Raw genomic sequence first — 13,369 nt, 5'->3', positions numbered from 1 at the left:
GCGCCCCGGGTGCGTCACCGATACCGCGCCGGGCACGGCGCCACCCGCGTCCGTGCCGCCAGGCCTCCCGCGCATCACGGGCCGCCGATGTTGCCCAGGGAGGACGACAGGCGGTCGGTGAGGGTGTCCTGGGAGAACCGGCCGGTCGCCGCGTAGGGACCCACGACCTTGTGGAACTTGGCGGCGAGCCGCAGCCCGCACTCCTCGGCCTCCCACTCGGCGTCGGCGGCGGAGGCGGCCGGCGACCGGGTGGCCAGCGCGACGACCCGGTCCCAGGGGATGTCCTCGTCGGACCGGTCGAGCAGCCGGCGCGCGGCGGCGGGCAGGCCGACGTCGTAGTGGACGTCCAGCGTGCCGTAGTGGATGTGTCCGATCTCGTGTCCGGCGATCACGAACTTGTGGGCGTCGGCGGCCCGTTTCTCGACCACGACGATGTACTCGTCGTCCTTGGCGAGGGTGATCCCGGAGACGTCGAGTCCGGGCGGGAAGGTGAGGAACCTGAGTCTGACCGGACGGTCGAGGCGCGGGCTGAGCGTGGCGCACAGCGCGTGCAGGAACGCCTCGGGCCGGGTCGGCGGCTCCAGCGTGCGGGCGGTGTCCCGGACGAGCTGGGCGAGGAACCGCTTGGGCGATCGGGTCGGGCTCATGCGTCGGCGTCCTCGCTGGCGGTCGGCGTTCCCATCGGCATCGGTCTCGGTTTCCCTGACATGGTAAGTCGCTCTGGTCCAGGCCTAGTTGACGGCACCTTCGGAGGTGATGATCAGCTCCGCCAGGTCGGCGAGCGTGGCCAGCTGCCGGGCGTTCATCTGGGGTGCGCGGGCGGCCAGCCGGACCAGGCCGCTGTCGCGCAGCCGGGAGAGCGGGTCGGCCTGGGCCTCCAGGCCCTGGAGCACCGGCTGTAGCGCCTCGTACAGCGCCTCGGGCTCGTCGGCGGTGAAGAACCCGGCCGGCAGCTCGAAGAACCGCCGTAGCCGGTCGGTGTGTTCGAGGCTCGGCAGGCCGCTCTTGCGCCACTCGCTCAGCCACTGCCTGCTGGTGCCGGCGATCGCCGCGAGTTCGCCCAGCGAGTACCGCTTGCCGTCCGGCCTGCGCCGGTTCTCGCGAATGAAGTCCAGCCGCTGCCGCACCCGTTCGGCGAGTCCGGTCTGCGGTGCGGTGCCACCGGCGAGCAGTTCGGCGACGACGCCGACGGGGATGCCGGTGCGCTGCGACAGATCGGCCACGTCCAGTACCTCGGACAGCCGGCCGTGGCGTCCGGTCAGCTCCCCGAGCCGTGCCAGCACATCGGACAGCGGGGCATGGGCGTCACTCACCAAGGTCCCCCTGGACGCGTCGACGGGCGCTCGGCGGTCGCTCGGCCGGGCAGACGCGAGGCTACCCAATCACCCGTACGGTCCACCAGACATGACAAGGTCCACTGCGGAATTGGGCAGCAATCGTTGACATGTGACGGTTCGGCAGGAAAGGATCACCCCCACCAGGCCACGGTCGAACCGAACCGCTCCGGGTGCCGCCTACGGGGGAGTGGCGGCCGGGGGCGAACCGCCGCCCCGCCTCCTCCCCGCGAAGGTGAGGCGAACCGATGCCGCAGCCCGTCCTGCTCCTCGGCGCCGGCCGCCGGCGCGCCTACGACGAGTTCACGCTGGCCCGGGTCGCCGCGGTCCGCCCGGTGCTGCTGGTGGACGCCGCGCCGCCCGCCTGGGCGCTCCCGTACCTGGCCGGTCACCTCGCGGCGGACCCCGGCAAGGGCGGGGCGACGGCTTCGGCGGTGGTGCGGTTCGCGGCCCGGCACCGGGTCCGTGGCGTGCTGACCCAGTCGGGCGAGTACGTGGTCGCCGCCGCCCGGATCGCCGCGCAGTCGGGGCTGCCGGGCCTCTCCCCCGCCACGGCCGCCGCCTGCGCCGACCCGGCCGCCCTGCGCGCGCTGCTGGCCGCCGGCAACGTCCCCACGGGCGACCCCGCCGAGGATCCCGGCACGCCCCGGGTGAGCGCCGAGACCGTCGTCCTGGACGGGGAGATCCGGATCGCCGCCATCACCAGGACGGCGCCGGGCCCGGCGCCCGCCCGGCGGCCGCTGCGGCACACCGTGCACGCCCACGACGGTCTGCTGCACAACCGTTTCCTGCGGCTGGCCGTCGACCGTGCCGTGCACGCTCTCGGCGTCACCCGGGGCGTCCTGCACATCGGCTTACAGCTCACCGACCGCGGCCCCCGGGTCACCGACGTCACCCCCCACCTGCCGGGCGACCTGATCCCGCTGCTCGTCAGGCGGGCCACCGGCGTCGACCTCGCCCGGGCCGCGGCCGCGCTCGCCACCGGCGAACTGCCCGACACCACGCCGACCCGGCAGCGGGCGGCCGCGGTCCAGTTCGCCTATCCGGCCGTCACCGGCCGCCTCGACCACCTGGAACTCTCCCCCGACGCGGCCCGGGAGCCCGGCGCCGACCGCATGATCCTCACCCGGGAGCCCGGCGGTCTCGTCACCGCCGGCCCGCACGCGACCGACGCCGACCGGCTCGCGCTCTGGGTCGCGGTCGGCGAGACCCCGGCCGACTGCGACGGCGCCCTGCGCCGGCTGGCCCGCCACCTGTCGGCGGCCATCGACCCGGTCGCTACCGCGGCCTGAGGACGTCCGCCCGGCCGTTGTCGCACAGCCGCCTCTCAGCCTCCCCGAACCGGCCGGTAAGGTAGCGGGGGTCGTCATCACCCGTACGGGGGGAAGCCGGTGCAAACCCGACGCCGCCCCTTCCCCATTTCTCGGCTTCGCTCGAACCGGGGAGACCCCTGTCCGTGAGCCGCCGATCGGCAAGCCGGACCACCCCGCCCGGGACGTTGCACGGCTCAGGTGTGCCGGCGTCCGTCGGCACACGGCACCGTCGAGGTCACGGAGCCGAGCCGCCGGGGTGTCCCGCGCTGCCCGGCTCCCGAGCAGGGAGAGGCAGCCGCCGATCATGAACGTCCTCCGCCGCAGCGCCGCGGTGCTGGCCGCCACCGCCGTCATCGGCGCGGCCACGCCCGCGACGGCCGCCCTGGCCGCCGGCACCCCGTCCCCGTCCGCCTCGACGGTCCGCCCCTCGGGGCTGTACGGCAGCGCGGACCCCAAGTTCGACGGTGTCTGGCGGCAGTCCCTGGCGCTGCTCGCCCAGCGCACGGTCGGGGTGACCCCGGCCACGAAGGCGGTGGACTGGCTGACCGGGCAGCAGTGCGCGAACGGCTCGTTCGCCGCGTTCCGGGCCGAGCCGGCGGCCGCGTGCGACGCCAAGGTGACGGTCGACACGAACAGCACGGCGGCCGCCGTCCAGGCCCTGAAGGCGGTCGGCGGTCACGACGACGCGGTCGGCAGGGCGGTGACCTGGCTGAAGTCCGTGCAGAACACGGACGGCGGCTGGAGCTACACGCCCGGCGGCGGCAGCGACACCAACTCGACGTCCGTCGTCGTCGGCGCGCTCACCGCGGCCGGCGCGCGGGCCGACCGGACGCCGTACGACCTGCTGTCGAAGTGGTCCGTCCGCTGCGACCAGGACGGCGGCGGCGGGCTCGCCTACCAGCCGGACAAGAAGGGCGGGCTCGCCGCCAACGCGGACGCGACCGCGGCCGGGGTGCTGGCCGCACTCGGCAAGGGGTTCGTGGCGACCGCCGGCAAGGCCTCGGCGCAGGGTCCTGCCTGCGCCGACTCCGGCAAGGCGCTGACGCGCACGGAGGTGGCGCGCAACGGCGCCGCCTACCTGACGGACACCCTGGCCGCCAAGGGCTACCTCGTCTCCGCGCTCGCCGGTGCCGCGCCGCAGCCGGACTACGGCAACACCGCCGACGCGGTCGTCGCGCTGGCCGCGCAGGGCTGGACGGAGCAGGCGAGGAAGCCGTACGCCTGGCTGGCGGCCCATGCCACGCCCTGGGCGAAGCTGAGCGGACCCGCGGCCTACGCCGAACTGGTCTTCGCCGCGCACGCGATGGGCGCGAACCCGCGTGACTTCGGCGGTACGGACCTGGTGGCGTCGCTCGCCGCGACCGGGCCGGCGCCGCGGACGGCCGCGGCCCACACCGAGGAGCGGACGTCGTCGGGCGCCGGCGTCTGGTGGATCGTCGGCACGGGTCTGGTCGCCGGCATCGGCATCGGCTTCCTGTTCAGCGGCCGCCGGAAGCAGCAGCCGTGACGGCGGGCCGCCGTGCGCAGCCGCTGCTCCTGACCGTGCTGCCGGCCCTCGGCGTACTGCTGGCCCTGTGTTCGGCGGGGCAGGCGCAGGCCGCCGGCTACCGCTACTGGTCCTTCTGGGAGCGGGACGGCGGCCGCTGGACGTACGCCACGCAGGGTCCGGCCACGGCGCGGCCGGCCGACGGCGCGGTGGAGGGGTTCCGCTTCGCGGTGAGCGAGGACTCGGGCGACGCGTCGCGGCCCCGCGGGGCCGCGGACTTCGGCACGGTCTGCGCCGGGACGGACGCGGTCCGGGGGAAGAAGCGGGTCGCGCTGGTCCTCGACTTCGGCACACCGGCGGACGCGCCGTCGGGCGAGAAGCCGCCGGCGCGCCGGACGGCGTGCGCGGTGGTGCCCGGCGACGCGACGTCGGCGGAGGCGCTGGCCGCGGTGGCGAAGCCGTTGCGGTACGACACGAACGCGTTGCTGTGCGCCATCGCCGGGTATCCCGCGAAAGGGTGCGGGGAGCAGGTGACGGCGACGGCGGAAGGCAAGCCGGGCAGCGGTCCGTCGGTGGGACTGCTGGCCGGGTCGGGGGTGGTCGTGGCCCTGGCGGCGGGGGCGTTCTGGCAGGCCCGGCGGCGGAAGAATGCGTGATCGTCACGGTGCGGGTGTCCGGCGGCCGGTCGCGCGGATCCCCGCGCCCCTGACGGGGCACGTCCCGGCCGCGGCCGGTCGTGCCGCCGGGGCGAGATCCCCGCGGCCCCGGCGTCGTCGCCGCTTCACCGTCCATCCCGGTGCCTGGTGGGTCTGGTCGCTGTCGCTCGGGGTGGCCGCGTCCCGTACCTCCAATCCCTTGCTCCTCGGGCTGCTCGTCGCGGTGACCGGGTACGTCGTGGCCGCCTGCCGCACCCCGGGCCCCTGGTCCCGTTCCTACGGTGCCTTCGCCCGGCTCGCCCTCGCCGTGCTGGTCGTGCGCCTCGCCTTCACCGTGGTGCTCGGCTCGCCCGTCCCCGGTTCGCACACCCTCGTCACCCTTCCCGAAGTGCCCCTTCCGCACTGGGCCCAGGGCATCCGGCTCGGCGGCCGGGTCAGCGCCGAGGGGCTCGTCTTCTCCCTGTACGACGGGCTCCGGATCGCCGCCCTGCTGATCTGCGTCGGTGCCGCGAACGCCCTCGCCCATCCGGCCCGGCTGCTGAAGTCGCTGCCCGGGGCCCTGTACGAGATGGGGGTGGCCGTGGTCGTCGCGCTCACCTTCGCGCCGCATCTCATCGCCGACGCCCAGCGGCTGCGGGCCGCCCGCAGGCTGCGCGGGCGCCCCGACTCCGGGGTCCGCGGACTGCTCCAGGTGGGACTCCCGGTGCTGGAGGGGGCATTGGAGCGTTCGGTCGCGCTCGCCGCCGCGATGGACGCGCGCGGTTACGGCCGCAGCGCCGACGTTCCGGACCGGGTCCGCCGTACGACGGCCGCGCTCACCCTCGGCGGGCTGCTCGGGGTGTGCGCGGGCACGTACGGGCTGCTCACCGCGGAGGGCGGCGGCTACGGGCTGCCCCTGCTGCTGGCCGGGGTCGGGGCCGCGCTGGCGGGACTGCGGCTGGGCGGCCGCCGTTCGCTGCGGACCCGCTACCGGCCTGATCCCTGGGACGCACGCGCCTGGCTGGTGTCCGGGGCGGGGGCGGCCGTCGCGGGGCTGCTCACGCTCGCCGGGGCCCGCGATCCGGACGCGCTGCGTCCCGGGGTCGTACCGCTGGTCGCCCCGGCGCTTCCGCTGTGGCCGGCGGCCGCCGTGCTGCTCGGGCTGCTGCCCGCCCTGATCGTTGTGAAGGACCCGAAGGAGGAGCCGTCGTGATCCGCTTCGAGGATGTCTCCGTGACGTACGAGGACGCTGCCCGGCCGGCCGTCCAGGGCATCGACTTCGAGGTGCCGGAGGGTGAACTCGTCCTGCTCGTGGGGCCGTCCGGGACCGGCAAGTCGACGGTGCTCAACTCCGTGAGCGGACTGGTGCCGCACTTCACCGGCGGCACCCTGCGCGGCCGGGTGACGGTCGCGGGCCGGGACACCCGCACCCACCCGCCGCGTGAACTCGCCGACGTGGTGGGCACGGTGGGGCAGGATCCGCTCGCCCACTTCGTGACCGACACGGTGGAGGACGAACTCGCGTACGGAATGGAGTCGTTGGGGATCGCGCCGGGCGTGATGCGGCGCCGGGTGGAGGAGACCCTCGATCTCCTGGGGCTCGCCGAGCTGCGGGACCGGCAGATCGCGACGCTCTCGGGCGGGCAGCGGCAGCGGGTGGCGATCGGCTCGGTGCTCACCCCGCATCCTCGGGTCCTGGTGCTGGACGAGCCGACCTCGGCGCTGGATCCGGCCGCCGCGGAGGAGGTGCTGGCCGTGCTCCAACGGCTGGTGCACGACCTGGGGACGACGGTCCTCATGGCGGAGCACCGGCTGGAGCGGGTGGTGCAGTACGCCGACCGGGTGGTGCTGCTGCCGGGTGCGGGAGCGGCGCCGGTGACCGGCACCCCCGCCGAGGTGATGGCCGTGTCCCCGGTGTGTCCGCCGGTGGTGCAGCTGGGCCGGCTGGCCGGCTGGTCCCCCCTGCCGATGACGGTGCGCGACGCCCGCCGCCGGGCCGCCGCACTGCGCGACCGTCTCACCGACCGCTCCCCGCGGCAGCAGGGCACGCGAGTCGCACACCGGCCCGCCGAGCGGACGCCGAGGCACGTCACCGAGCAGCCTCCCGGGACCGCCCCGGCGTCGCTCGCCGTGCGGGTGCTGAACCGGCTCGGCGGGCGGGCCCCGGAGGCCCGGCGGGCGGGGGTCCCTCACCAGTGGCCGGCCGACGGGGCTGCGGAGGCGGCCGACGGAACTGCGGAACCGGCAGGCGGAGCCGCGGATCCGGCGGCCGAGGTGCGGGGGCTCGCCGTGCGGCGGGAGGGGATCGACGCGCTCCGGCGGGTCGATCTCACGGTCGCGCCCGGTGAGACGGTCGCGCTCATGGGACGGAACGGCGCCGGGAAGTCCACCCTGCTCGGCGCCCTGGTCGGGCTCGTCACGCCGAGCGCGGGAGGCATCCGGGTCGGCGGCGCCGCCCCGCACCGCAGCCGCCCGCGTGACCTCGTACGCCTGGTCGGGCTGGTGCCGCAGGAACCCCGTGACCTGCTGTACGCCGACACGGTCGGCGCCGAGTGCGCGGCCGCCGACCGGGACGCCGGGGCGGCGCCCGGGACCTGCCGGGAGCTGGTGTCGGGGCTGCTGCCCGGGGTCGCCGACGGCACGCATCCGCGGGATCTGTCCGAGGGACAGCGGCTGGCGCTCGCGCTGGCCGTCGTACTGACCGCCCGGCCGCCGCTGCTCCTGCTGGACGAGCCGACCCGGGGCCTGGACTACGCGGCGAAGGCCCGGCTGGTGGGTGTGCTGCGCGCGCTCGCCGCCGACGGGCACGCGATCGTGCTGGCCACCCACGACGTGGAGCTGGCCGCCGAGATCGCGCACCGGGTGGTGCTGCTCGCGGACGGCGAGGTGATCGCGGACGGGCCGACGGACGACATCGTGGTCTCCTCGCCGTCCTTCGCCCCGCAGGTGACGAAGGTGCTCGCCCCACAGCGGTGGCTCACGGTGGCCCAGGTCCGCGAGGCCCTGGGGGAGGCACCGACGGAGGCACAGCCCCAGGCACAGGCCGAAGCACAAACCCAGGCACAGACCGAAGCACAGGCCGAGGCACAGACCGAAGGGAAGACCGAAGGGCAGACGGAAGAGCAGACGGAAGGACAGACCGAAGAGCAGACGGAACAGACGGAGGCGTCGGCATGAGCGGTCCGGTCCGGCTCGGCCCCCGCTCGCTCGCCGCGCTCCTCCTCGTCAGTGCCGTCGGCGTGGTCGCGATCGGCTGGCCGTTCCTCGCCCCGCCCACCTCACGGATCGCCTCGCACGCCCAGGACGCGCCCTGGCTCTTCGCGGGTCTGCTGGTGCTGCTGGTCGCGGTGCTGGCGGCGACGATCTCCGAGTCCGGGCTGGGTCCGAAGGCGGTCGCCATGCTCGGTGTGCTGGCCGCGACCGGGGCGGCGCTGCGGCCGGTCGGCGCGGGCACCGCCGGGATCGAGCCGATGTTCTTCCTGATGGTGCTCAGCGGGCGGGTGCTCGGACCGGGCTTCGGGTTCACCCTGGGCTCGCTCACGATGTTCGCGTCGGCGCTGCTCACCGGCGGGGTGGGGCCGTGGCTGCCGTTCCAGATGCTGGCGATGGGCTGGTTCACGATGGGGGCCGGGCTGCTGCCGGGGCCGGTGCGGCTGCGGGGGCGGGCGGAGCTCGTCCTGCTCGCGGGCTACGGGTTCGCGGCCGCGTTCGCCTACGGCATGGTCGTGGACCTGGCCGGCTGGCCGCTGCTGTCCGGTACCTCCTCGGACATCGCCTTCGATCCGCACGCCGGGGCCGCCGCCAACCTGGCCCGTTTCCTCGCCTACAGCCTGGCCACCGCCATGGGCTGGAACCTGGGCCGGGCCCTGTGCACGGTCGTGCTGACCCTGCTCCTCGGCCCGGCCCTGCTGCGGGCGCTGCGCCGGGCGACCAGGCGGGCCGCCTTCGAGACCGCGGTCACCTTCGACGGTCCCGGTGCGTGAGCCGTCGTGGGCGCGGCGTGACCGGGCCGGTGAAGCACCCCACATGACGCACGTCACCTACGATCCGGAACAGTAGTCACCCTTCTCCGTTATGTCCGTTTCGCCACCCCCGCTGACCTGCGGTTTGAGAGCCACGCCACACAGCGGACTATCACCGCCTATGCGACCACAACTAGTAAAAGGGGTGATTGCGGACGGATTTCGGGCCTGCTTCTCTGGACGACGTCGCCAGGCACCACAGGCTTCCGGAGCACGGCGACCCCCTGTCCCCGACGAACGAGGTTCTCCGTGTCCGTGAACATCATCCGCCGCATCGCTTCCCCGAAGAAGGTCCTCACCGCCGCCGCCGTGGCCGCCGCCACCGCCGGTATGGCACTGAGCGCGGCGCCCGCCCAGGCCGCCACCGGCTCGGCCTCCTCCGCCCAGGCGATCGCGCACAAGATGATTCCGGACGCCGCGCAGTTCAACGCGTTCAGCAAGATCGTCTCGCACGAGAGCGGCTGGAACCCCTCCGCCACCAACTCGTCCTCCGGCGCCTACGGTCTGGTCCAGGCGCTGCCGGGCTCGAAGATGGCGTCCGCGGGCTCCGACTGGAAGACCAACCCGGCCACCCAGATCAAGTGGGGCCTGGACTACATGAACTCCCGTTACGGCAGCCCGACCGCCGCGTGGAGCTTCTGGCAGGCCAACGGCTGGTACTGAGCCGCCCGACGCCTCTCCCCCGCACTCCGGCACCCTCGCCCCCTCCTCCCTGGGGCGAGGGTGCCGACGCATGTCCGGACGTGGTGGACTGGTCGCCCGGAGCCACCCGGCCCCGCCCGCCACACCCCCGGAGGAGCGATGTCCGCGGCGACCCCGAACCGCGATCCCGAGACCCGCGGCGTGCGGCTGGTGGTCGTGCTGCTGGCGCTGATGACGGTGAGCGGCCTGATCGACGCGGTGAGCTATCTCGGCCTGGGGCACGTCTTCACCGCCAACATGACCGGCAACATCGTGATCCTGGGCTTCGCCGCCGCCGGGGCGCCCGGGTTCTCCGTCGCGCGCTCGGCGACCTCCCTCGCCTGCTTCGTCGCGGGCGCGACGCTGGGCGGCCGGGTCGCGGGCCGGTTCGGCGGCGGTTCCCGGCGGACGTGGACGCGGGTGATCCTGGCGGCGGAGGCGGTCCTGCTGGCCGGGTCCGCCGCGCTGGCCTTCGCCCTGCCGGACGGCAGGGCCACCACGTACCCGCTGATCGCGCTGACCGCCTTCGCGATGGGCCTGCGCAACGCGAACGTCCGCAAGCTGGGCGTGCCCGACCTCACGGCGACCACGGTCCTGACGACGACCCTGACCGGGCTGGTCTCCGAGTCCCGGTTCGGCGACGCCACGAGCAGCCGCTCCCCGCGCCGTGCGGCCGCGGTCCTCGCGCTGATCGCCGGTGCCGTGCTGGGCACGTTCCTGGTCCTCCACCACGGCCTGGGCATTCCGCTGCTCGTGGCGGCGGCGGTCTCCGGGGTGTTCACGGTGGCCGCGTCGGGACGGGAGTGAGGCGGCGTCTCGGGGGAGGCAGGAACGGGGCGTAGGGGGGTTGCTCCTGCCTCCCTCGGGACGGGCCGGCGGCGCCGGGAGCCGTCGGCCCGCGCAGGGAGGGGTCAGGCCGTGGTGACCCTCAGGTGCTTCACCCCGTTGATCCACGCCGAGCGGAGCCGGTCCGGGTCGCCGACCGGCCGCAGGTCCGGCATCGCGTCGGCGATCGCGTTGAAGATCAGGTCGATCTCCAGGACGGCCAGCGACTTGCCGAGGCAGTAGTGCGGGCCGCCGCCGCCGAAGCCGAGGTGGGGGTTGGGGTCGCGGGTGATGTCGAAGGTGTCGGGGTCGGCGAAGACCTCGGGGTCGTGGTTGGCGGAGGCGTAGAAGACGCCGACCCGGTCGCCCTTGCGGATCAGCTTGCCGCCCAGTTCGGTGTCCTGGGTGGCGGTGCGCTGGAAGGAGTTGACGGGGGTGGCCCAGCGGACGATCTCCTCGGCGGTGGTCGCCGGGCGCTCGCGCTTGTAGAGGTCCCAGGCCCCGGGGTGGGTCAGGAAGGCGTGCATGCCGTGCGTGATGGCGTTGCGGGTGGTCTCGTTGCCGGCCACCGCGAGCATCAGCACGAAGAAGCCGAACTCGTCGGAGTTCAGGTTGCCCTCGTCCTCCGCCGCCACCAGCGTGGAGACGATGTCCTTGGCCGGGCACTGCTTGCGGTCGGCGGCCATGTTCATCGCGTAGGCGATCAGTTCGGTGGCCGACTCGGCGCCCACCGCCTCGGTGATCGCGTACTCCGGGTCGTCGTACGAGATCATCTTGTTGGACCAGTCGAAGATCTTGGCCCGGTCGTCCTGCGGGATGCCGATCAGTTCGGCGATCGCCTGGAGGGGGAGCTCGCAGGCGACCTCGGTGACGAAGTCGAAGGGGCCGGAGTGGGCGCGGGCCGCCTCGACGATCGCCCCGGCCCTGGCGCGCAGCCGTTCCTCCAGGGCGCGGATGGAGCGCGGGGTGAAGCCGCGCTGGATGATCTGGCGGACCCGGGTGTGCTCCGGCGGGTCCATGTTGAGCAGGATCAGCCGCTGGGCGTCGATCGCGTCCCGCTGCATGTGCTCGCCGAAGCGGATGATCGCCGTGTTGAGCCAGGACGAGAAGATCTCGGGGTGCGTGGAGACGTACTTGACGTCCGCGTGCCGGGTGACGGCCCAGTAGCCGTCGTCTGCGAACCCGGCGAGGCCGTGCGGCTGTTCGATCCAGCGGACCGGTTCGGACCGGCGCAGTTCGGCGAACTCCGGGAGCGGCACCCGGTGATGGAGCAGGTCGGGGTCGGTGAGGTCGAACCCGTCGGGCAGCGCGGGACAGGGCATGGGCGGCTCACTCCCACCGTGTACAGGCCTGAGAAGCATTCTGACGATCCGTCAGAAAACGACGGTTGCCGTGACGGTAGTAACGAGTTCTACAAGTCGCAAGGGGCACGGTCGCCCCAATTGCGCGCAAGCCCCTTGCGGTTGTGCACAGCCTGTCAGCAGACTGCACACAGAACTAGTACGCGTTCTAGTTCTGCGTGGCGGGCCGGGCCGGGACGCCCCTGCGCCGCGCGGGTGACCGAGGAGAGGACCGAGCCCCCATGGCCGCGGAACCCGTGATCGTCGAAGCCGTACGCACCCCCATCGGCAAGCGCGGTGGCGCGCTGGCCAACCTGCATCCCGCCTACCTGCTGGGCGAGACCTACCGTGAACTCCTCGGCCGCACCGGCATCCCCGCCGACGCCGTCGAGCAGATCGTCGGCGGCACGGTGACCCACGCCGGCGAGCAGTCCATGAACCCCGCGCGCACGGCCTGGCTGACCATGGGGCTGCCGTACGAGACCGCGGCCACCACCGTCGACTGCCAGTGCGGTTCCTCGCAGCAGGCCTCGCACATGACCGCCAACATGATCGCCGCCGGGGTCATCGACGTCGGGATCAGCTGCGGGGTCGAGGCGATGTCGCGGGTGCCGCTGGGCTCGGGCTCCAAGCACGGGCCGGGCAAACCGTTCCCCGACGAGTGGCACGTCGACCTGCCCAACCAGTTCGAGGCCGCCGAACGCATCGCCCGCAACCGGGACCTGACCAGGGAGGACGTCGACGGGCTCGGGCTGCTCTCGCAGGAGCGGGCGGCGCATGCCTGGGCCGAGGAGCGCTTCAAGCGGGAGACCTTCGCCGTGCAGGTGCCCACGACGGAGGAGGAGCAGCACGCCGGGCAGGGCATGTGGCGGCTCGTCGACAAGGACGAGGGGCTGCGCGACACGTCGGCGGAGGCGCTGGCGGGCCTGAAGCCGGTCATGCCCACCGCGGTCCACACCGCGGGCAACTCCTCGCAGATCTCCGACGGGGCGGCCGCGATCATGTGGGCGTCGAAGCGGATGGCGCGGGCGCTGAAGCTCCGGCCCCGGGCCCGGATCGTCGCCCAGGCGCTGGTCGGCGCCGACCCGCACTTCCACCTCGACGGCCCGATCGACGCCACCCGGGCGGTGCTCGGCAAGGCGGGCATGACCCTGAAGGACATCGACCTGGTCGAGATCAACGAGGCCTTCGCGTCGGTGGTGCTGAGCTGGGCCCGGGTCTTCGGGCAGGACCTGGACAAGGTCAACGTCAACGGCGGCGCGATCGCCCTCGGCCATCCTGTGGGGGCCACCGGCGCCCGGCTCATCACCACCGCGCTGCACGAACTGGAGCGCGCGGACAAGGAGTTCGCCCTGGTCACAATGTGTGCCGGCGGCGGCCTCGCGACCGGGACGATCATCCAGCGGCTATAACGCACCAGGCACGGCGGAACCAGCGCGAGGGCGGAGTGCGCGCGTGGGGCCGGCGGCCGCGCTCCAGCGCGCCCCGAGCACCAGCAGTACCGGGATGATGCCGGTCCGGCCGAGCCGGAGCGTGTGCGGACCGGCAGCGAGAACATCGGCAGGCTGATGGCAACCGGGGGGCAGCAGCGAGGTACGCCGGCTCACCGGCCGAGGGCCTGCCGGGCGGCCTCGATGAGCGGCTTGAGCGCCGGTCCGCCGAACGGCGTGCCCGTGCTCCACCTTCGCCACGCCCCGTCGGCCTGTCGCCCCGTCCGCGTTCACTCGTCTGAT

Annotated in this window: 12 protein-coding genes; 9 read left to right on the top strand and 3 right to left on the bottom strand. The window is 74.0% G+C overall.

The window, feature by feature from the left end:
• Positions 1–74: 74 nt before the first annotated feature.
• Both AAW13_RS24135 and AAW13_RS24130 read right to left on the bottom strand, forming a co-directional pair.
• Positions 75–647: a hypothetical protein gene (locus AAW13_RS24135; RefSeq protein WP_046728343.1), complete on the bottom strand. Its 573-nt coding sequence runs from the start codon at positions 645–647 to the stop codon at positions 75–77.
• 84 nt (positions 648–731) lie between these two features.
• Positions 732–1,313 carry a hypothetical protein gene (locus tag AAW13_RS24130; RefSeq protein WP_046728344.1) on the bottom strand — a complete coding sequence of 194 codons (582 nt, stop codon included), beginning with the start codon at positions 1,311–1,313 and terminating at the stop codon, positions 732–734.
• Positions 1,314–1,582: 269 nt separating this feature from the next.
• Here AAW13_RS24130 and AAW13_RS24125 point away from each other — a divergent pair, with 269 nt between their 5' ends.
• From AAW13_RS24125 to AAW13_RS24090, 8 genes are all read left to right on the top strand, one after another.
• Entirely contained in the window at positions 1,583–2,626 is a 1,044-nt protein-coding gene (locus AAW13_RS24125; protein WP_046728345.1) for an ATP-grasp domain-containing protein, read from the top strand.
• Between the two features lie 325 nt (positions 2,627–2,951).
• Positions 2,952–4,154, top strand: coding sequence for a prenyltransferase/squalene oxidase repeat-containing protein (locus AAW13_RS24120; protein ID WP_046728346.1), 1,203 nt, complete (start codon positions 2,952–2,954; stop codon positions 4,152–4,154).
• Positions 4,151–4,789: an SCO2322 family protein gene (locus AAW13_RS24115; protein ID WP_046728347.1), complete on the top strand. Its 639-nt coding sequence runs from the start codon at positions 4,151–4,153 to the stop codon at positions 4,787–4,789. Before AAW13_RS24120 ends, AAW13_RS24115 begins: the two co-directional genes overlap by 4 nt.
• Entirely contained in the window at positions 4,782–5,981 is a 1,200-nt protein-coding gene (locus AAW13_RS24110; RefSeq protein ID WP_071659670.1) for an energy-coupling factor transporter transmembrane component T, read from the top strand. Before AAW13_RS24115 ends, AAW13_RS24110 begins: the two co-directional genes overlap by 8 nt.
• Entirely contained in the window at positions 5,978–7,945 is a 1,968-nt protein-coding gene (locus tag AAW13_RS24105) for an ABC transporter ATP-binding protein (protein WP_079178938.1), read from the top strand. Before AAW13_RS24110 ends, AAW13_RS24105 begins: the two co-directional genes overlap by 4 nt.
• The gene (locus tag AAW13_RS24100; RefSeq protein WP_046728348.1) at positions 7,942–8,751 is read left to right on the top strand and encodes an ECF transporter S component; all 810 of its coding nucleotides are present in this window, start codon (positions 7,942–7,944) and stop codon (positions 8,749–8,751) included. Before AAW13_RS24105 ends, AAW13_RS24100 begins: the two co-directional genes overlap by 4 nt.
• Positions 8,752–9,039: 288 nt before the next feature.
• Positions 9,040–9,453 (top strand): aggregation-promoting factor C-terminal-like domain-containing protein, encoded by a 414-nt coding sequence (locus AAW13_RS24095; RefSeq protein WP_046728349.1) that lies wholly within the window; start codon positions 9,040–9,042, stop codon positions 9,451–9,453.
• A 138-nt stretch (positions 9,454–9,591) separates the two neighbouring features.
• Positions 9,592–10,278, top strand: a complete 687-nt coding sequence (locus AAW13_RS24090) for a YoaK family protein (protein ID WP_046728350.1) — start codon at positions 9,592–9,594, stop codon at positions 10,276–10,278.
• 104 nt (positions 10,279–10,382) lie between these two features.
• On the opposite strand, the gene AAW13_RS24085 is transcribed toward AAW13_RS24090, so the two are convergent.
• Positions 10,383–11,618: a cytochrome P450 gene (locus AAW13_RS24085; RefSeq protein WP_046728351.1), complete on the bottom strand. Its 1,236-nt coding sequence runs from the start codon at positions 11,616–11,618 to the stop codon at positions 10,383–10,385.
• 260 nt (positions 11,619–11,878) lie between these two features.
• Here AAW13_RS24085 and AAW13_RS24080 point away from each other — a divergent pair, with 260 nt between their 5' ends.
• A complete protein-coding gene (locus AAW13_RS24080) occupies positions 11,879–13,048 on the top strand; it encodes a steroid 3-ketoacyl-CoA thiolase (RefSeq protein ID WP_046728352.1) in 1,170 nt (389 codons plus the stop codon).
• The last annotated feature ends 321 nt before the right edge of the window (positions 13,049–13,369 follow it).

Source organism: Streptomyces humi (genome assembly GCF_001005085.2).
Classification (GTDB): domain Bacteria; phylum Actinomycetota; class Actinomycetes; order Streptomycetales; family Streptomycetaceae; genus Streptomyces; species Streptomyces humi.
This window is presented reverse-complemented; position numbering and strand designations above follow the sequence as displayed.